This is a genomic window from Stenotrophomonas sp. OVS01A, from assembly GCF_019969775.1.
Taxonomy (GTDB): Bacteria; Pseudomonadota; Gammaproteobacteria; order Xanthomonadales; family Xanthomonadaceae; genus Stenotrophomonas; species Stenotrophomonas indicatrix.
In genome coordinates, this window is record NZ_JAHXYV010000001.1 from 663495 (window position 1) to 682977 (window position 19483).

Consider the following 19483-nt stretch of genomic DNA (forward strand, 5'->3'; position numbering starts at 1 on the left):
GTGACGGCGGTCGCCGCTCTCAATCCAGTGATTATCCGGATGCGGCGGGGGATGCCAAGCCGCGTGCAGGGTCAAGGCCCGGTTCCAGGCCGTGGCCGGCCCGTGCCAGGTAGCGTCCGGGCGGTAGCCCGAAGTGTCGCCGGAACACGGTGACGAAGGCGCTGGCGCTGCTGAAGCCCAGTGCGTGGGCGATGTCGGCCACGCTGCGGCCCTCGCTGAGCTGCCGCAGCGCCTCGGCCAACCGCGCCTGCTGGCGCCATTGCGCGAAGCTGAGGGTGGTCTCGTCGCGGAAATGGCGGGTCAGGCTGCGCGGCGACAGGCCGGCCCAATGCGCCCACTGCGCCAGGCCGCGCTCGTCGGCCGGGTCGGCCAGCAGCTGCGAGGCGATCTTCAGCAGGCGCCGGTCGCGCGGCATCGGCAGGTGCATGCGCTGGCGCGGCGCGGCGCGTATCTCGTCCAGCAGCACGTTGATGATGTGCTGCCGTTCGCTGGTGCTTTCGTAGTCCTGCGGCCAGTCACAGATGCGTTCGGCCACTGCCTGCGCCAACCGCGAGATGCCCAGCACGCACGGGTCGGCGGGCAGTTCGGCGCACAGCGGTGCGGCCAGCACCATGCCCCAGCCGCGCAGGGGGCCATCGATGTGGACCGTATGCGGCTCGGCCGGCGGCATCCAGCCCGCCGAGCCTGGCGCCAGCGACCAGGTGCCATGCGAGGTGCGGGTGGTCAGCAGGCCGCGTTCGACGCAGATCAGCTGCGCGCGGACGTGGTGATGCCAGTCCACTTCGCGGGCCAGCCCCTGCGGGCTGTCGAAGCGGAAGGCGATGACCGGCGGGCCGTCATTGCGCTCGAACCAGTCCAGTGCTTCTTCGCGCAGCAGGGTGGCAGGGCCGGGTTCGCCCGCCTTCACGTGGGCCGGGGGTGGCTTGAATGTGACATTCATTGGCTGGATTGTACTACCGGGCCAGTTGGGAGCGCCATTAAGGTGGCGCCTTCACCTGATCCAGCCCACTGCTGCAACACAGCATTTGATGCCAGATCGAATATTTCCATTGAGAAATATTTTTTTTGGAAGAGAATGCTCCCCCATGATCTGTCCTGCAACCACTCCCCCCAGCTTCGGCCTGCTGCTGCGCCAGGTGCGCGACGGCCTGGTCCGCCAGCTCGACGCGTCCATGGCCGAAGAAGACCTCGGCATCGGCTTCACCCACTACATCGGGCTGAAGGTGCTCTCGAACATGGCGCCGTGCACGGCCAACGAGCTGGCCCAGGCCATCGACCAGGTGCCCAGCGCGGTCACCCGCCTGCTGGACAAGCTGGAAGCGCTCGGTTGCGTGCGCCGTGAGCCGCATGCGCAGGACCGGCGTGCACTGCAGATCGTATTGACCGATGAAGGCCGCGCGCTGTGGGCGCGGTTGAAGCTGCGCGGCGACGCGGTGATGGATTACGCCCTGCGCGATCTGTCCGCCGACGAACGCACGCAGCTGCTGTCCCTCCTGACCCGAATCCGCGATTCCCTGACAACCCCATGAACCCGATCCCGCATCCCACTCTCCGCCGCTCCGGGCGCGCGCTGCTGCTGTCGGCGCTGGCCCTGGCGCTGGCCGCCTGCGCAAGCAGCCGTGGCCTTGACCCGCAGGGCCACGTGCTCGACGTGGACAGCCTGCACAGCGAACGTACCCTGGCCGACAGCGACCTGAGCGCAGCCGGTTTTCCTGCCCAGGACTGGTGGAAGGCACTGGGCGATGCGCAACTGGATGCGCTGATCGCCGAAGGCCTGGCCGGCCATCCGAGCCTGGACGCCGCCGACGCGCGCCTGCGCCAGGCACAGTCGCAGGTCGGCACCGCGCGCGCCGATCGCCTGCCCAGCCTCTCCGTGTCCGGTGGCTACACCGGCCTGCGCCTGCCCGAATCGATGGCTGGCGATGAAATCGGCGGCCACTACGCTGGCAGCAGCCAGATCGCGTTCGACTTCAGCTACGGCATCGACCTCTGGGGCGGCAAGCGCGCCGCCTGGGAGGCTGCCGTGGATGGCGCCCACGCCGCGACTGTCGAAGCCCAGGCCGCGCGCCTGAACCTGTCCACCGGCATCGCCCAGGCCTATACCGACCTGGCCTACGCCTGGCAGCTCAACGACGTGGCCGAAGAAGAACTGGCGCGCTCGCAGAAGTCGCTGCAGCTGACCCGGCAGCGTCGTAGTGCCGGCATCGACAGCGATCTGCAGGTGCGCCAGGCCGAAGCCCGCGTGCCGGCCGCACAGCAGCAGTTGCTGGCGGCGCAGCAGCGCATCGATGCCGGGCGCACGGCGCTGGCCGCGCTGGTCGGCAAGGGCCCGGACCGCGGCCTGTCGATCGAACGCCCGCGGGCGATGAACCCGCTGGCCCTGCAGCTGCCGGGCGTGGTGCCCAGTGAACTGCTCGGCCGTCGCCCCGACATCGTCGCCGCGCGCTGGCGGGTGGAAGCGGCCGACAAGCAGATCAAGGTCGCCAAGACCCGGTTCTACCCGAGCCTCAACCTGACCGCGCTGGCCGGCGTGGTCGCACCGAATGTCGGCGACCTGCTGCAGAGCAGTTCCAGCTTCGCCTACATCGGCCCGGCGCTGAGCCTACCGATCTTCGAAGGCGGCAAGCTGCGGGCCAACCTGGCCAACACCGATGCGCAGTACGACCTGGCCGTGGCGAACTACAACCAGGCGGTGCTCGATGCACTGCGCGACGTGGCCGACCAGGTCAACGCGGTGCGCTCACTGGCGCAGCAGGCGCAGTCGCAGCAGCAGGCGGTGGATACCGCACGCGCTGCGTTCGACCTGGCCCAGCAGCGCTATCGCGCTGGCATCGGCAGCTACCTGGACGTGTTGACCGCGCAGTCCACCCTGCTGCAATCGCAGCAGCAGCTGGCCGGCCTGCAGTCGCAGCAGCTGCAGACCTCGGTGCGCCTGAGCAAGGCGCTCGGCGGTGGTTTCCAGCCCAGTGACGCTGATGCCGCACCGCTTGCTTCCCATTCCGATTCCTCGCATTCCTGAAGACGCCTGCCATGAGCCAGACCCAAGACACTGCGGCCCCCGCCGCCCCCAACCGCCGCGGCAAGCTGTTGCGCGGCCTGTTCGTGATCGTCGTGCTGCTGCTGGCGGCACTGGCGCTGTGGTACTTCATGTTCGGCCGTTGGTTCGAAGAGACCGACGACGCCTACGTGCAGGGCAACCAGGTGCAGATCACCCCGCTGGTGGCCGGTACCGTGGTCGCCATCAACGCCGATGACGGCATGCGCGTGGAGCGCGGCCAGCTGCTGGTGCAGCTGGACCCGGCCGATACCTCGGTGGCCCTGCAGCAGGCCGAAGCCAACCTGGCCAAGACCGTGCGCCAGACCCGCGGCCTGTACCGCAGCGTCGAAGGTGCGCAGGCGGACTTGAACGCACGCCAGGTGACCCTGAAGCGCGTGCGCGACGACTTCGCACGCCGCAAGGGCCTGGCCGCCACCGGCGCCATCTCCAACGAAGAACTGGCCCACGCCCGCGATGAGCTGGCAGCTGCCGAAGCGGCCGTGGCCGGTTCGCGCGAGACCGTCGAGCGCAACCGCGCACTGGTTGATGACACCGTGATCGCCACCCAGCCGGATGTGCAGGCTGCCGCCGCGCAGCTGCGCCAGGCCTTCCTCAACAATGCACGTTCGGGCATCGTCGCGCCGGTCACCGGCTATGTCGCCCGTCGTTCGGTGCAGGTTGGCCAGCGCGTGCAGCCGGGCAATGCGCTGATGGCGGTGGTGCCGACCGAGCAGATGTGGGTCGAAGCCAACTTCAAGGAAACCCAGCTGCGGCACATGCGCCTGGGCCAGGAAGTGGAGCTGAAGTCGGACCTGTATGCCGGCGACGTCAAGTACAAGGGCCGCATCGACAGCCTGGGCCTGGGCACCGGCTCGGCGTTCTCGCTGCTGCCGGCGCAGAACGCCAGCGGCAACTGGATCAAGATCGTGCAGCGCGTGCCGGTGCGCATCGCCATCGATGCCAAGCAGCTGGCCGAACACCCGCTGCGCATCGGCCTGTCGATGAAGGCCGAGGTGAGCCTGCGCGACCAGAAGGGCGAAGTGCTGCCGAGCGCAGCCGCCAAGGGCACGGTGTTCGACACCGACGTGTACGCCAAGCAGCTGCACGATGCCGATGAGGTGATCCACACGATCATCCAGGGCAACCTGCCGCAGCAGTCCAAGGCGAGCTGAGGTCGGCCATGTCCGCACAAGCTCCAGCTGCGCCCGGCTCTCCGGGCGCACCGGCGGCGCCGGGTGCGGCCGCTGGATTCCTGCCACCCAGTGTGGCCCTGTGCACCGTGGGCCTGGCGATGGCCTCGTTCATGCAGGTGCTCGACACCACCATCGCCAACGTCTCGCTGCCGACCATCGCCGGTAATCTTGGCGCCAGTTCGCAGCAGGCGACGTGGGTCATCACCTCGTTCGCGGTCAGCACCGCGATCGCGCTGCCGCTGACCGGTTGGCTCAGCCGTCGCTTCGGCGAGCGCAAGCTGTTCGTGTGGGCCACGCTGGCCTTCGTGATCACCTCGCTGCTGTGCGGCTTGGCCCAGAGCATGGGCATGCTGGTGCTGTCGCGTGCGCTGCAGGGCTTCGTCGCCGGCCCGATGTACCCGATCACCCAGTCGCTGCTGGTCTCGATCTATCCACGGGAGAAACGCGGGCAGGCGCTGGCGCTGCTGGCGATGATCACCGTGGTGGCGCCGATCTGCGGGCCGATCCTCGGTGGCTGGATCACCGACAACTACAGCTGGGAATGGATCTTCCTGATCAACGTGCCGCTGGGCATCTTCGCTGCGCTGGTGGTGGGCAACCAGTTGAAGGGGCGCCCCGAGCACGTCGAGAAGCCGAAGATGGACTACGTCGGCCTGGTCACCCTGGTGATCGGCGTGGGCGCATTGCAGCTGGTACTCGACCTGGGCAACGACGAAGACTGGTTCTCGTCGATGAAGATCGTGGTACTGGCCTGCGTTGCCGTGGTGGCGCTGACCGTGTTCCTGATCTGGGAGCTGACCGACAAGGACCCGATCGTCGACCTGAAGCTGTTCCGGCACCGCAACTTCCGTGCCGGTACGCTGGCGATGGTGGTGGCCTACGCGGCGTTCTTCAGCGTGGCCCTGCTGATTCCGCAGTGGCTGCAGCGCGACATGGGTTACACCGCGATCTGGGCCGGCCTGGCGACGGCACCGATCGGTGTACTGCCGGTGATCATGACCCCGTTCGTGGGCAAGTACGCATCGCGTTTCGACATGCGCATGCTGGCCACCATCGCGTTCGTGGTGCTGTCGATGACCAGCTTCCTGCGCTCGGGTTTCAACCTGCAGGTGGACTTCCATCATGTGGCCGGCGTGCAGCTGATCATGGGCATCGGCGTGGCACTGTTCTTCATGCCGGTGCTGCAGATCCTGCTGTCGGACCTGGATGGTCGTGAGATCGCGGCCGGCTCGGGCCTGGCCACCTTCCTGCGTACGCTGGGCGGCAGCTTCGCGGCGTCGCTGACCACCTGGCTGTGGGCACGTCGCACGCAGGTGCATCACGCGGACCTGACCGAACACATTTCGGCCTATCAGCCGGGCATGCAGGACCAGGTGGCGGCGATGGGGCAGGGCGACCTGCAACATGGCGCGGCGGTGCTGAACAACATGATCAACCACCAGGCATCGCAGATGGGCTTCAACGACATCTTCTTCCTGCTGGGCTGGATCTTCCTGGCGATCATCTCGTTCCTGTGGCTGGCCAAGCCGCCCTTCGGTGCGGGCGCGGGTGCCGCCGCCGGTGGCGGGCACTGATCGATCGCTGTTGCTGAAAAACAAAACCCCGCCGGAAGGCGGGGTTTTTGTTTGCAGTGCATCCACGCATGCATGCGAATTCCAGTAGATCCACGCCATGCGTGGACGCCACAATCGCGTGATTCCGGCAAACGCTGGACATGAAAAAACCCGCTTGCGCGGGTTTGATCATTGTCTGAGTCATGGTGCCCAGGAGAGGACTCGAACCTCCACGAAGTTGCCCCCGCTAGCACCTGAAGCTAGTGCGTCTACCAATTCCGCCACCTGGGCGACTCAGGAGGAGAATTTTGCAGGAAGGCTGGATATGTGTCAACACCATTTCACACATTTTTTTCTGCACCGGCTTCCGCGTCCACATCCAGATGCAGCAGCAGGCTGCGCATCGGTGGCGAGAGCGATTTCCAGTCGGCGAACGCGGCGCACAGCCGGCGTTGTGCCCATGCGTTGCCGAGTGCAACGGCGAGGATGCCGGTGGCCCGCCGATGCTGCCGCGCGATCGTGCGCGGCGCGATGCCCACGCCGATGCCATGGCCCACCATCGTGCACAGGCCTTCAAAGGTTTTCATGCGGATGCGCACGTCGAGCGTGCGTCCGGCCTCTGCCGCCAGCTCTTCGATATAGGTCTGCAGCGCATTGCCGTCGGCCAGGGCAACGAAGGTCTCGCCCAGCACATCGCTGAAGTCGAGAGAGCGCCGCGCGGCGAAGCGGTGGCCGGCCGGCAGCAGCATCATCAGCGGGTCTTCGGCAACGACATGGCGGTGCAGTCCATCGGCGGGAACGGCGTCACTGATGATGCCGGCCTCTGCCTGGCCGGCACGGATCGCGCGCACGACTTCATTGCTGGTGCGTTCGTGCAGTTCCACGCGCAGGCGAGGGCGCTCTGCCAGCCATGGGGCCAGCCGCGCGGGCAGGTAGTTGGTCAATGCCGCGGTGTTGGCGTACAGGTGCAGCGTGCCGCGCGCACCGTGGGCGAACGCCTGCAGTTCGCCGCGCAGCTGCGCCTGCTGCTGCAGGATCAGGCGTGCGTGATGGGCCAGTGCGGCACCCGCTTCGGTGAGGCTGATGCCGCGCGGGTGACGGGTCAGCAGCGCGGTGCCAGCGTCGGTTTCGATGGCGCGCAGGCGTTCGCTGGCCGATCCCAGTGCCAGATTCGCCTCTGCAGCGCCGGCGGTGATGCTGCCGGCTTCGGCCACCGCCAGGAACAGGCGCAGATCGGCAATGTCCAGACGCATGTCGTTTGCTCCGCTCGGCCCTGCCTTCGGCTGGTCCGAAGGCGCAGGCAGGAAGACCGCATTGTGCGCGCCTGCGGCGCCGGCTCCAATGGCGGCATGAACGAGACGACATACTTCTATGGGTTGCTGGTGGTGGTGTTCGTGCTGGCCGGGGTGGTCAAGGGCGTGACCGGCATGGGCCTGCCGACGGTGGCGATGGGACTGCTGGGCGGCGCGTTGTCGCCGGTGGCGGCGGCCTCGATGCTGTTCATTCCCACCTTCGTCACCAATGCCTGGCAGTTGCTGTCCGGGCCATCACTGGGCCGCACCCTGCGGCGGCTGTGGCCGATGATGCTGGCCGTGGTGGTGGTGACGCTGGGCTCGGCCGCGCTGCTGGTACGGGTGGATCGTGATGCCTCGCGCGCCGCGTTGGGCGTGGCGCTGGTGGTGTATGCGCTGTACGCACTGGTGGCGCCGGTGTTCCGCGTACCGCAGCGGCGCGAGCGCTGGCTGGGGCCGCTGGTCGGGGCGGTGTCCGGCGTGGTCACCGGCGCCACCGGCGTGTTCGTCATGCCGGCGGTGCCGTACCTGCAGTCGCTGGGCTTGCAGCGCGAGGAGCTGGTGCAGGCACTGGGCCTGGCGTTCACCGTCTCGACGATCTCGCTGACCACCGGGCTGGTGCTCAACGGTGCGTTTGGCGTGCAGCAACTGGGATTGAGCGCGCTGGCGGTGCTGCCGGCGCTGCTGGGCATGTGGCTGGGGCAGGTGATCCGCCAGCGCATCAGTGCGCGCGTGTTCCGTGCCTGCTTCCTCGGCTTCCTGCTGCTGCTGGGCCTGGAGCTGATGCTGCGTTCGTGGTGGTGATGCCGACCGGACGCCAGACAAGAAAAAACCCGCTTTCGCGGGTGTTTTTCATTCTCGACATGGTGCCCAGGAGAGGACTCGAACCTCCACGAAGTTGCCCCCGCTAGCACCTGAAGCTAGTGCGTCTACCAATTCCGCCACCTGGGCGTCGAGGAGGAGAATTATGGGGTGCCGTGACGGAGGTGTCAACACCCTTTGCGGATCCGGGATCGGATCCTGTTTCGCATGCGAAACGGGCTCTGACCCCATGGGTCTCGCGCTGGGGTCAGAGCCCTTTCCCGTGGAAAGGGATCCGACCCCACTGCCGGATGGGTGCGGCAGCCGGATTACAGGCAAAAAAAATCCCCGCCGAAGCGAGGAGTTTTTCGTTGGTGCCCAGAAGAGGACTCGAACCTCCACGGTTTTACCCGCTAGTACCTGAAACTAGTGCGTCTACCAATTCCGCCATCTGGGCGTTCCAGAGGCGCAATTGTGAAGATGAACACGCAGGCTGTCAACGATTTTGTGGACGTTTTTCACCCGATTGTTCAAAGATGGGCGCTGACCCGTTCTGCACGCCCACAGCGGCTACCATGGAGGGCGATGACTACCAAAAAACCAAGCAAGGGCGGGAGCAAGTCCCGCAGTGAAGCCCCCAACAAGGGCACCAAGCAGGGCACTGCCCGCAACAACAAGCCGGGCAAGCCGTTGCCGGGCTGGCTCCCCGCACTGGCCGAAGGCGGTGCACCGCCTCCAGGACGTGGCCGCCGCAACGCCGAGCCGCCGGGCCCGGCAACGGGTCGCAAGCTGCCACCGGCGGGCAAGGTGATCGATGATCCCTACGCTTCCCGCGAAGCGGAAAAGTACGAACAACCCATTGCCAGCCGCGAGGCCATCCTGGCCCTGCTGGAACGCTGCGAAGGGCCGCAGACGGCTGAGGAACTCGGCGCACGCCTGGGCCTGACCGCACCGGACCGTGCCGAAGCGCTGTCGCGCCGGCTCGGCGCCATGGTCCGCGACGGCCAGCTGGTGCAGAACCGCCGCGGCGGCTTCGCGCCCATCCAGACGTTGAACCTGGTCACCGGCGTGGTGATCGCCAATCCAGAAGGGTTCGGCTTCCTGCGCCCGGTCGAGGGCGGTGACGATCTGTTCCTGCCGCCCTATGAAATGCGCAAGGTGATGCACGGCGACAAGGTGCTGGCACGTGTCACCGGCATTGACCACCGCGGCCGTCGCGAAGGCAGCATCGCCCGCGTGCTCGAGCGCGGCATGACGCGCCTGATCGGCCGCTTCAGCGTCGAGATGGGCATCAACTACGTGGTGCCCGATGACAAGCGCATCCAGCGCAACGTGCAGGTGCCGCCGGACCAGACCGGCGGCGCGAACGATGGCCAGCTGGTCGTCTGCGAACTGACCCAGGCACCGGACAGCCGCCGTCCGCCGATCGGTCGCATCATCGCCGTGCTCGGCGACAAGCTGACTGCCTCGCTGGTGGTGGAAACCGCGATCCACGGCCACGAGCTGCCGTTCGAGTTCCCGCAGGAGGTGCTGGACGAAGCCGCCTCGGTACCGCTGGTGGTCGAGCCGGCGATGATCGGCGGCCGCGTCGACCTGCGCAGCACGCCGCTGGTGACCATCGATGGCGAGGACGCCAAGGACTTCGACGACGCGGTGTACTGCGAACCGAACGCCGATGGCTTTCGCCTGGTGGTGGCCATTGCCGATGTCTCCAACTATGTCCGTCCGGGCACGCCGCTGGACGATGAAGCACAGAAGCGCGCCACCTCGGTGTACTTCCCGGGCTTCGTCGTGCCGATGCTGCCCGAAACGCTGTCCAACGGCATCTGCTCGCTGATGCCGAAGGTCGACCGCATGTGCTTCGTCTGCGACATGCAGATCGACCGCGAGGGCCAGGTGACCGGCTCGCGCTTCTACGAAGCGGTGATGAATTCGCATGCGCGCCTGACCTACACCCAGGTGTGGCAGGCGGTGGGCGAGGACGATGCCGGTGCGAAGGCCTTCATCGGCGACCTGCTGCCGCAGGTGCAGCGCCTGCACCAGCTGTACAAGGTGCTGTCGAAGGCGCGCAGCAAGCGTGGCGCGATCGAGTTTGAAAGCAGCGAAGTCCGCTTCGTGCTCGACAACCGCGGTGAAGTCACCCAGGCCGGCATGCTGGTGCGCAACGATGCGCACAAGCTGATCGAGGAATGCATGATCGCGGCCAACGTGGAGGCGGCCAAGTACCTGCTGTCGCGCCATGTGCCGGCGCCTTACCGCGTGCATGAGAAGCCGCCGGAGACCAAGTACGCCGATCTGCTGGAATTCCTCAAGGAGTTCAAGCTGAGCCTGCCGCCGTGGTCGAAGGTGCGCCCTGGCGATTACACCAAGCTGCTGAAGAAGATCCGCGACCGTCCCGATGCCACGCTGCTGGAATCGGTGCTGCTGCGCAGCCAGAGCCTGGCCGTGTACAGCCCCGACAACAACGGCCACTTCGGCCTGGCGCTGGAAGCGTATGCGCACTTCACCTCGCCGATCCGTCGTTACCCGGATCTGCTGGTGCACCGGGCGATCAAGCATGCGCTGTCGGGCAAGCCGCTGGACAAGTTCACCTACACCGCCCGCGAGATGGCAGCACTGGCACTGCAGTGTTCCGAGCGTGAGCGTCGCGCCGATGAGGCCGAGCGTGAAGTGGATGAGCGTTACCGCGCGGCGTGGATGGAAAAACACGTCGGTGGCCAGTTCGACGGCGTGATCAGCGGCGTGACCAGCTTCGGCCTGTTCGTGGAGTTGGCCGACTCGAAGGTGCAGGGCCTGGTGCACGTGACCCAGTTGCCGCAGGACTATTACAAGTTCGACGCGACCCGCAAGACGCTGACCGGCGAGCGCCGCGGCAGCAGTTACCGGCTGGGTGACCAGGTGCGCATCCTGGTGCTGAAGGCCAGCATGGAAGAACGCAAGATCGACTTCCGCCTGGTCGAGCACAAGGGCGAGGAAGAGGAAGCAGGCCCGGCCCCGCTGCCCGAGCGCGGCAAGCCGGCCAAGCGCGCGAAGAAGAAGTACTGAACGGTGTGCCGACCAACGGTCGGCACCCACCTCGCCCGGTAGGTGCCAACCGTTGGTTGGCACGACGTTTCGGAGGAAAGCAGCAATGCAGGGCCAACCCGAGTACAGCGGCGGCTGCCAGTGCGGCGCGATCCGCTTCCAGGCGCGGGGCGAGCTGACCGACAGCTCGATCTGCCACTGCCGGATGTGCCAGAAAGCCTTCGGCGCCTACTACGCGCCGCTGGTGTCGGTGCGCGGTGTGCAGTTCAGCTGGACCCGTGGCCAACCGCGCTATTTCCAGTCGTCCAACGTAGTGCGGCGCGGCTTCTGCGCCGACTGCGGCACGCCGTTGACCTATGAAGCCCCCGATGGCGTGGCGGTGGCCGCCGGTGCGTTCGACCAGCCTGAACGACTGCCGCCGACCCTTCAGTATGGCGTCGAGCGCAAGCTGCCCTTCGTCGATGGGCTGGGCCGACTGCCGGCACGCCGTACGGAACAGGACATGGCCGCGCTGGAATTCCTGGCCACGGTCGTTTCCCACCAGCATCCCGACCACGACACCCCGCACTGGCCGCCGCGCACGCGCGGGTAGCGCCGGGCCATGCCCGGCGGGGGCGACGGACAACGGTCGCCGGGCATGTCCCGGCGCTACCGGCCAGCCGCCGCAGCGCCGCGTCCGCCGATGCTCTACCATAGCCACCCCCTTTCCGGTCCTGCCCGCATGAGCAAGAACAGCCAGTGGATCGTCGGCGTCAACGCCGTCGCCTCCTCCATCGAGAACGACGCCGAGAACGTCCGCGAAGTGCTGGTCGAGGCCGGTGCGAAGAACCCGCGCCTGGTCGAAATCGAGGAAAACGCCCGCCGCAAGGGCATCGACGTGCGCAAGGTCAACAGCCAGGCGCTGGACGGCGTGGGCGGTTCGGTGCGCCACCAGGGCGTGGCCGCACGCTATGCCGCCGCCCGCACCTACAACGAGAACGAGCTGGAAGGCCTGGTCACGGCGGCGGAAGGCAAGGCCCTGCTGCTGGTGCTGGACGAGGTGCAGGACCCGCACAATCTCGGCGCCTGCCTGCGCTCGGCCGCCGCTGCCGGCGCCACCGCCGTGATCATTCCCAAGGACAAGTCGGCCACGGTCAACGCCACCGTGCGCAAGACCTCGGCCGGTGCTGCCGACCTTATTCCGGTGGTGGCGGTGACCAACCTGTCGCGCTGCCTGAAGGACCTGCAGAAGCAGGGCGTGTGGATCTACGGCCTGGCCGGTGAGGCGACTGCGTCGCTGTACCAGCTGGACCTGAAGGGCAACATCGCACTGGTGCTGGGCGGCGAAGCCGACGGCCTGCGCCGCCTGACCCGCGAAAACTGCGATGGCCTGGTCAAGATTCCGATGCCGGGCGAGATCGAGAGCCTGAACGTCTCGGTTGCTGCCGGCGTCAGCCTGTTCGAGGCCGTGCGCCAGCGCGGTTGATCGACAGCTGCGGAGACCCGATCGGGGTCAGATCCCTTTCCCACGGGAAAGGGATCTGACCCTTTTTTCTGATCCGCCTTGTCGACCAAGGGCGACACCTACCGGGCAGGCGGTAGTCGCCAACCTTGGTTGGCGCTCCGGATGCCTTACCCCGCGCTGCCTCCCAGCGCCTTGAACAGCGTCACGTCGTTGTTCAACTGGCTCTGCCGCACCCGTGCCAGTGACAGTTCCGCGTCGCGCCGGGTCTGCTGTGCTTCCAGCCAGGTGCGCAGATCGGTGGCGCCCACGCGATAGCGCACTTCCTGCGCACGTTCCACTTCCACCGCTTCATCGTAGGACGCCTGCGACGCGGTTACCTGGCGCAGCAGCTGCTCGCGTGCGGACAAGGCGTTGTCCACCTCCGACAGCGCGGTGTACAGCGTCTTGCGGAAGTTGGCGGCGGCGATCTGGTAGTTGGTGCCGGCCACGTCCGTATCCAGCTGCGCGCGCTGCAGGTTGAGGAAGGGAAGCGACAGCCCAGCCCCCAGCGTCGCCACCGGATTGCGCAGCACATCGCCCAGCGAGGTGGCGCTGGAACCCAGGCTGCCGGTAAGACTCAGTGCCGGGTAGTACTGGGTGGCGGTCACCCGGATCGTCTTCAGGCTGTTGCGCAGCCGCAGTTCGGCCGCGCGCAGGTCGGGCCGGCGGCCGAGCAGGTCGGCGGGCAGGCCTTCGGCAATGCTCGGGCTCTGCGCCTCCAGCAGGTTCTGCGGTTCGTCCTGCTGCGGCCACGGCGTGCCATCCAGCAGCACGGTCAGTGCGTTGCGCACCTCCACCCGCTGTTGTTCCAGCGCGCTCTGCGCCGAACGCTGCGACTGCAGGTTCTGCAGTGCCTGGCGTACTTCCAGGCGCGAAACCGCACCGGCATCGAAGCGCGCCTGTACCAGTTCGTGCGTGCGCTGCAGCCGCTCAAGGTTGGCCTGGCCGGTGGCGATGGACTGGTTGAGGTAGGCCAGTGCCCAGTACTGGTTGATGACATCGCCGATCACCAGCAGGGCGGTGTTCTGCCGGTCTTCTTCGCTGGCGTTGGCCTCCCAGCGGGCGATGTCGCGCTGGGTGCGCAGGCGGCCCCACAGATCGATCTCCCACCCCAGCGACACGCCGGTGGAATAGCTGCGGCGCCAGTCGTCGGCCTGGTCGGTGGCGCGGCTGCCGCTGCCGCTCACGCCGGACGACGAAGGCTGCGGCCACAGCGCGTTGCTGGCCAGCCCGGCCTGCAGGCGTGCACGCTGCACCGCCAGCCCGGCCGCACCGAGGTCGCTGTTGGCGGCAAGCGCCTGCGCGACGAGGCGGTCGAGGCGCTCGTCGCCGAAGCCGGTCCACCAGTTGTCCTGGCGGACGTCACGGGCCGGGGTGTCCAGGCCGCTGCGCGGGTCGTCGGCCGGTGCGTTGAGGGTCGCATCGCCACGACCATAGGTGGCGGCAACGCTGGGGTCTTCGACCGGATAGCGGCCCACGGAAGCGCAGGCGGAGAGTGCAAGCAGCACGGCGCCGGACAGCAGCAGGCGCGAGGGAGCGGGGAAGGGCAGTCGGGTCATCATCTTCATTCGCGGGCCAGGGCCTCCACCGGGTCGAGCTGGGCGGCACTGCGTGCCGGCAGGAAGCCGAACGCCACGCCGATCAGGGTCGAGCAGGCGAAGGCGGCAATGATGGAAGCGGTGGAGAACAGCACCTGGAAATCACTGGCGAACCGGCCGATCAACACGCCCATCAGCAGTGCCAGGCCGATGCCAAGCAATCCGCCGAGCAGGCATACCAGCACCGCTTCGATCAGGAACTGCTGGCGGATGTCGCTCTGCCGCGCCCCCACCGCCATGCGCACGCCGATCTCGCGGGTGCGCTCGGTCACCGAGACCAGCATGATGTTCATCACGCCGATGCCACCGACCAGCAGGGCGATGGCGGCAATGGCGCCGATCAGCAGGGTCATCGTGCGCGTGGTCTGTTCGATGGTGTCGCGGATCTCGGCGCTGTTGCTGAGGAAGAAGTCCTCGGTGCCGTGGCGCATGGTCAGCAGCCGGGTGATCGCTTCCTGTGCCGCATCCATCGGCGTTTCATCGTTCACCCGCACGGTGATGCTGGAAACGTGGCTCTGCCCGAGCATGCGCGACATCACCGTGGTGTAGGGCACGAACACGCTCAGGCTGGTGCTGCCGCCGAAACCGAAGCTCTGCTTCTTGGCCACGCCGACCACCCGAACCGGCACGTTGCCAAGCAGGATCACCTGGCCGATCGGGTCGCTGTCGGGGAAGAACTGGGTCCGGGTGTTCTCATCGATCACCGCCACCTGGCCCAGCCCCTTCACCGCGTCGGTGTCGAAGAAACTGCCGCTGAGCAGGCTCACGCCCTTCACCCGGAAGTACTGCTCGCCGACGCCGCTGATCTGCGCGGTGGCCGACTGGTTGCGGTAGCGCGCGGTGACCGAACTGGACACGCTGGGGGTGGCGCTGTCGACGTAGCTCTGCCGTGACAGGGCATCGGCATCGCTGGCCTTGAGGGTCTGCACCCGCGCCGAACGCATGTCGCCGAAGCCGCGACCGGGGTAGACGTCGATGGTGTTGGTACCCAGCGCGCTGATGTTCTGCAGGATCTGCTGCTGCGAACCGTTGCCCAGTGCCACCACCGAGACCACCGAAGCGATGCCGATGATGATGCCGAGCATGGTCAGGAAGGTGCGCAGGCGATGGGCGTTCATCGCCAGCAGGGCCATCCGGAACGCTTCGGTGAAGCGGTCGCGGGCGGCCTGCCAGCTGCTGCCATGGGCCACGCCGGTGCTCGGCTCGCGTTGCGCACGGTAGCTGGGCGCGGCCGGATTGGCACGGTCGGCGATGATCTCGCCGTCGCGGATCTCGATGATGCGCTGTGCGTGCTCGGCCACGCTCATGTCGTGGGTGACGATGATGATGGTGTGGCCTTCGGCATGCAGTTCGCCGAGGATGGCCATCACCTCTTCGCCGGATTTCGTGTCCAGGGCGCCGGTCGGTTCGTCGGCCAGGATCACCTCGCCACCGTTCATCAACGCGCGCGCGATCGACACGCGCTGCTGCTGGCCACCGGACAGCTGCCCGGGTTTGTGGTGCATGCGGTCGGCCAGGCCCAGCCGTTGCAGCAGCTGCTCGGCACGGGCGGTGCGCACCGGGCCGGGGCTGCCGGCATACACCGCCGGCACGGCCACATTGCCGCGTGCGTCGAGATCACCCAGCAGGTGGTAGCGCTGGAAGATGAAACCGAAGTGCTCGCGGCGCAGCTCGGCCAGCTCGTCGGGCGCCATTTTCCCGGTCTCGCGGCCCGCCACCTGGTAGCTGCCACGGGTCGGGCGGTCCAGGCAGCCGAGGATGTTCATCAACGTGGACTTGCCCGACCCGGATTGGCCGACGATCGCCACCATCTCCCCGGCATGGATGTCCAGGTTGACGTCGCGCAGCACGGCGATGACATCTTCACCGGCCGGGAATTCGCGTCGAAGGTCGCGCAGGCGCAGCAGTGGCGCCGTCATGCTCATCGGCGCCCCATGCCCGGGCCGCCGACCCGCATCTGCATGCCGCCACGGTTGCCGCCGCCAGCGGCTGCCGCAGCGCCGCCTTCGCCGACCACCACGCGCTCGCCTTCCTTCAGCCCGGACAGGACCTCGACGTTGGCGCCGTTGTTGATGCCGACCTTGATCTTGCGCGGCTGCGGCTGGCCCTTGTCGTCGACCACCCGCACGATGCGCTCGCCATCGCGCGACTTCGGTCCCAGTGCCACGGCCGGCACCATCAGCACGCCCTTGGCCTGCTTGAGCAGCACCGATACCTGTGCGGTCATGTCGATGCGCAGGGTGCCATCGGGGTTTTCGACGTCGAACAACGCGTTGTAGTAGACCGCGCTGCTGGAGCTGGAACTGGACGAGCTGCTGGAACTGGACGAGCTTTCGTTGGCGATCGACGCCGGTGCCGGATTGATCTGCCGCAGCGTGGCGTGGTACTTGCGGTCCGGGTCACCCAGCGTGGTGAAGTACACCGGCATGCCGGCCTTGATCTTGACCACGTCGGCCTCGGACACCTCGGCATTGACGGTCACCACGTCCAGCCGTGCCAGCATCACGATGGTCGGCGCGGTCTGGTTGGCGTTCACCGTGCGGCCTTCCTCGGCCACTACCGCCACCACGGTGCCGTCCATCGGCGCGACGATGCGGGTATAGGCCAGGTTGGCACGGGCAGTGCCCAGTTCGGTTTCGCGGCCCTTGATCTGCGCCTCGTAGGACTGCAGCTGCGCACGCGCAGTCTTCAGCTGGGCCTCGGCGGCGTCGTATTCCTGACGCGAGGTGGCTTCGGCAGCCAGCATCTGCTGCTGGCGTGCGAACTCCAGTTCGGCCTGGCGCAGGGTGGCCTGCTGCACTGCGCGCTGCGCGGTCACCTGGTCCAGCGAGGCCTGCGCGTTGAGCACCTGGTTCTGCTGGGTGGTGGCGTCGATCTCGGCGATCAGGTCGCCTTCCTTCACCGTATCGCCCAGCTGCACCTTCAGCGACTTGATCTGGCCGGAGGCCTGCGCGCCGACGCTGACCAGCTTGTAGGCGTCGATCACGCCGGTGGCTTCCACCGTCTGCTCGATGTCGCCGCGGCTGACCGGGGTGGTCGCCAGCGCCGGTGCGGCAGGCTTGCGCAGCAGCCACCAGGCGGATACAGCGGCGATCAGGACAATCAGGGCGATCAACATCAGGCGACCCTTGCGGGTCGCGGGCAACAGGCGGGAGATCACGTGGCGGCTTCACTCTGGGGGCCGCAGTGGCGGCGTTGGTGGGCATTGTGAAGATCGAGCGACGCTGTGCTCAATCCTCGGGGTGTGTCTCTATGTAACACTGTCTGCGAGACTGCGTATCGGCAGGTATCCCGCACTGCGGGGGATACAGTGGTACGCATTGGCCTGGATGCGGTTCAGCTGCCGACACGGGATGATTCGCGACATGGAGACTGAAAACCCGATGCACCGTTTGCTGATCGTCGATGACGACAACGATATCCGCACCCTGCTGGCCGAGCAGCTCGGCCGTGCTGGCTACCAGGTCAGCACCGCCGCCGATGGCACCAGCATGCGCCAGCTGCTGGAACGCGAACACGTGGACCTGATCGTGCTCGACCTCAACCTGCCGCGCGAGGATGGCCTGACCCTGTGCCGCGACCTGCGCGCGCGCTCGAACACGCCGGTGATCATGCTCACCGCGCGCGCCGAGCCGATCGACCGCGTACTCGGCCTGGAAATGGGCGCCGACGACTACCTGGCCAAGCCGTTCGAGCCGCGTGAACTGCTGGCGCGCATCCGCAACGTGCTGCGACGTACCGAAGCGCTGCCGGCCAACCTGGAACCGCTGGCGGTGCGCCGTGCGCGTTTCTCGCGCTGGATCTTCGACCTGGAGCATCGCCACCTGGTCGATCCGGACGGGCGCGTGGTGGTGCTGTCCGGCGCCGAATTCCGCCTGCTGCGGGTGTTCATCGCCCATGCCAACAAGGTGCTCTCGCGCGAGCAGCTGGTGGCCCTCAGCAGCGGCCGCAACTACGAAGCGCAGGACCGGGCGATCGACCTGCAGGTCAGCCGGCTGCGCAACAAGCTGGCCGATGATGGTGGCCCCGATGGCCTGATCAAGACCGTGCGCAACGAAGGCTACGTGCTGGCCTCGGCCGTCAACCTGGAATAAGCCGCGATGAAGCGCCTGCGCCACTTCCTGTCCTCGATGGTCGGACGGCTGTTCGTGATCCTGCTGCTGGGCATGAGCGTGGCCGCGATCGGCGCGACCATGCTGGCCAGTTCCAAGCGGCAGCAGGAATTCGAGCGGCAGAACCTGAACCGCATCGCCGACCGACTGCAGGGCTACATCAACCTGCTCGACGGCAACCCGGAGCTGCGCGAGCGCCTGCTGGAGATCGGTGGCCCCAGCGTGCGGGCACTGCAGCCCGGCACGCGCATCGGGCGGGCCGACAAGGCGCTGATGGAAGTACTGGAAGACCGCCCGGGCCCGGTGTCACGGGCGCACGTGCACTTCGCCTCGTTCCGTTCGTGCATTCCCAAGCTGCAGGACCTGCTGCCGCCACCGCCACCGGGCCACCGCAAGCCGCCACACGAACGCGATCCCACCTTCATTCCGCCCAAGTGCCGGGCGGTGGACGTGGTGCTCAACGACGGCACGTTGCTGAAGCTTGCCCTGGATTCGCCTGCGATCGCGCACAACGGCATCCTCGCCGTGGACCCGCTGTTCCTGACCCTGCTGGTGCTGGCCATCGCCGTGCTGGCCTACGTGGTTGCACGCATGGCCAGTGCGCCGCTGCAGGAGCTGGCGGCCGCCGCCGAGGACCTGGGCGATGACCTGCAGCGGGCACCTTTGCCGCTGCGCGGGCCGCGTGAAGTGCAGCGCGCCGCCGAAGCCTTCAATGCCATGCAGCATCGGCTGCAGCGCCACCTGGCCGAACGTACGCAGATGCTGGCGGCGATCACCCACGACCTGCAGACGCCGCTGACCCGGCTGCGCCTGCGCCTGGAAAACGTGACCGACGAGACGCTGCGCGAGCGCCTGATCGGCGACCTGGCTGCGATGCAGGCACTGGTACGCGAGGGGCTGGAACTGGCCCGGAGTGCGGAGAGTGCCGAACAGCGCGCCGCGCTGGACCTGGATTCGCTGCTGGAGAGCATCGTCGAGGACACTGCCGAGGACGGCGCCGACGTCGTCTTTGAAGGCCGCAGCGGCGCGGTGCTGATGCTGCGCCCGCTGGCGATGCATCGCTTGTTCTCCAACCTGGTGGACAACGCGGTGATGTATGCGCAACGCGCCCGGGTACGTGTCGAGCGCGGCGAGGGCACGATCACGGTGGTCATCGCCGATGATGGCCCCGGGCTGGCCGATGACCAGCTGGAAGCCGTGTTCGACCCGTTCGTGAGGGTGGAGACATCCCGTTCGCGCGAGACCGGCGGTGCCGGCCTGGGCCTGACCATCGCCCGCGCGCTGGCCGAGAAGGACGGGGGGCGCCTGTGGTTGCGCAACCGCCCCGAAGGTGGGCTGGAAGCGGTGGTGCAGTGGTCGACCAGCGCCGAGGCGCGGTAGCGGCATTGAT

Annotated in this window: 15 protein-coding genes and 3 tRNA genes; 10 read left to right on the forward strand and 8 right to left on the reverse strand. The window is 67.4% G+C overall.

Annotated features, from left to right (window positions below):
• Positions 1-31 precede the first annotated feature (31 nt).
• On the reverse strand, positions 32-940 hold the full coding sequence (locus LC407_RS03100) for a helix-turn-helix transcriptional regulator (RefSeq protein WP_032975809.1): 909 nt from the start codon (positions 938-940) through the stop codon (positions 32-34).
• Between the two features lie 145 nt (positions 941-1085).
• Here LC407_RS03100 and emrR point away from each other — a divergent pair, with 145 nt between their 5' ends.
• Genes emrR through emrB form a run of 4 tightly spaced genes read left to right on the forward strand, consistent with a single transcriptional unit; the run spans position 1086 to position 5804 of the window.
• Positions 1086-1529: a multidrug efflux system transcriptional regulator EmrR gene (gene emrR / locus LC407_RS03105; protein WP_025877626.1), complete on the forward strand. Its 444-nt coding sequence runs from the start codon at positions 1086-1088 to the stop codon at positions 1527-1529.
• Positions 1526-3019: a multidrug efflux transporter outer membrane subunit EmrC gene (emrC, locus tag LC407_RS03110; RefSeq protein WP_025877625.1), complete on the forward strand. Its 1494-nt coding sequence runs from the start codon at positions 1526-1528 to the stop codon at positions 3017-3019. Before emrR ends, emrC begins: the two co-directional genes overlap by 4 nt.
• Before the next feature lie 11 nt (positions 3020-3030).
• Positions 3031-4209 (forward strand): multidrug efflux MFS transporter periplasmic adaptor subunit EmrA, encoded by a 1179-nt coding sequence (gene emrA, locus LC407_RS03115; RefSeq protein WP_025877623.1) that lies wholly within the window; start codon positions 3031-3033, stop codon positions 4207-4209.
• A gap of 8 nt (positions 4210-4217) precedes the next feature.
• Positions 4218-5804 carry a multidrug efflux MFS transporter permease subunit EmrB gene (emrB, locus tag LC407_RS03120; protein ID WP_025877622.1) on the forward strand — a complete coding sequence of 529 codons (1587 nt, stop codon included), beginning with the start codon at positions 4218-4220 and terminating at the stop codon, positions 5802-5804.
• Positions 5805-5987: 183 nt separating this feature from the next.
• Here emrB and LC407_RS03125 read toward each other — a convergent pair.
• Positions 5988-6074, reverse strand: a tRNA-Leu gene (locus LC407_RS03125).
• A gap of 50 nt (positions 6075-6124) precedes the next feature.
• Positions 6125-7036, reverse strand: coding sequence for a LysR substrate-binding domain-containing protein (locus LC407_RS03130; protein ID WP_223482184.1), 912 nt, complete (start codon positions 7034-7036; stop codon positions 6125-6127).
• Between the two features lie 96 nt (positions 7037-7132).
• Between LC407_RS03130 and LC407_RS03135 the strand changes: the two genes are divergently transcribed.
• Positions 7133-7879: a sulfite exporter TauE/SafE family protein gene (locus LC407_RS03135; protein ID WP_025877620.1), complete on the forward strand. Its 747-nt coding sequence runs from the start codon at positions 7133-7135 to the stop codon at positions 7877-7879.
• Between the two features lie 60 nt (positions 7880-7939).
• Here LC407_RS03135 and LC407_RS03140 read toward each other — a convergent pair.
• A tRNA-Leu gene (locus LC407_RS03140) sits at positions 7940-8026 on the reverse strand.
• Between the two features lie 222 nt (positions 8027-8248).
• A tRNA-Leu gene (locus tag LC407_RS03145) sits at positions 8249-8333 on the reverse strand.
• 128 nt (positions 8334-8461) lie between these two features.
• Here LC407_RS03145 and rnr point away from each other — a divergent pair.
• The 3 genes from rnr to rlmB all read left to right on the forward strand — a co-directional run bounded on the left by rnr (position 8462) and on the right by rlmB (position 12365).
• A complete protein-coding gene (gene rnr, locus LC407_RS03150) occupies positions 8462-10921 on the forward strand; it encodes a ribonuclease R (protein ID WP_025875411.1) in 2460 nt (819 codons plus the stop codon).
• 85 nt (positions 10922-11006) lie between these two features.
• Complete coding sequence (locus LC407_RS03155) at positions 11007-11492, forward strand: GFA family protein (RefSeq protein ID WP_025875409.1); 486 nt, start codon at positions 11007-11009, stop codon at positions 11490-11492.
• Positions 11493-11621: 129 nt separating this feature from the next.
• Positions 11622-12365: a 23S rRNA (guanosine(2251)-2'-O)-methyltransferase RlmB gene (rlmB, locus tag LC407_RS03160; protein ID WP_025875407.1), complete on the forward strand. Its 744-nt coding sequence runs from the start codon at positions 11622-11624 to the stop codon at positions 12363-12365.
• A 146-nt stretch (positions 12366-12511) separates the two neighbouring features.
• Here the strand turns inward: rlmB and LC407_RS03165 are convergent, their stop codons facing one another.
• The 3 genes from LC407_RS03165 to LC407_RS03175 are packed head-to-tail and all read right to left on the reverse strand — an operon-like array spanning position 12512 to position 17141.
• On the reverse strand, positions 12512-13951 hold the full coding sequence (locus tag LC407_RS03165; protein ID WP_317850702.1) for an efflux transporter outer membrane subunit: 1440 nt from the start codon (positions 13949-13951) through the stop codon (positions 12512-12514).
• The gene (locus LC407_RS03170; RefSeq protein ID WP_025875403.1) at positions 13948-15906 is read right to left on the reverse strand and encodes a MacB family efflux pump subunit; all 1959 of its coding nucleotides are present in this window, start codon (positions 15904-15906) and stop codon (positions 13948-13950) included. The genes LC407_RS03165 and LC407_RS03170 overlap by 4 nt, the downstream gene beginning before the upstream one ends.
• Positions 15903-17141 carry an efflux RND transporter periplasmic adaptor subunit gene (locus LC407_RS03175; RefSeq protein ID WP_025875401.1) on the reverse strand — a complete coding sequence of 413 codons (1239 nt, stop codon included), beginning with the start codon at positions 17139-17141 and terminating at the stop codon, positions 15903-15905. Before LC407_RS03175 ends, LC407_RS03170 begins: the two co-directional genes overlap by 4 nt.
• Positions 17142-17346: 205 nt before the next feature.
• On the opposite strand from LC407_RS03175, the gene LC407_RS03180 reads away from it, so the two are divergent.
• Both LC407_RS03180 and LC407_RS03185 read left to right on the forward strand, forming a co-directional pair.
• On the forward strand, positions 17347-18075 hold the full coding sequence (locus tag LC407_RS03180) for a response regulator (RefSeq protein WP_025875399.1): 729 nt from the start codon (positions 17347-17349) through the stop codon (positions 18073-18075).
• A 6-nt stretch (positions 18076-18081) separates the two neighbouring features.
• A complete protein-coding gene (locus LC407_RS03185) occupies positions 18082-19473 on the forward strand; it encodes an ATP-binding protein (RefSeq protein ID WP_223482186.1) in 1392 nt (463 codons plus the stop codon).
• The last annotated feature ends 10 nt before the right edge of the window (positions 19474-19483 follow it).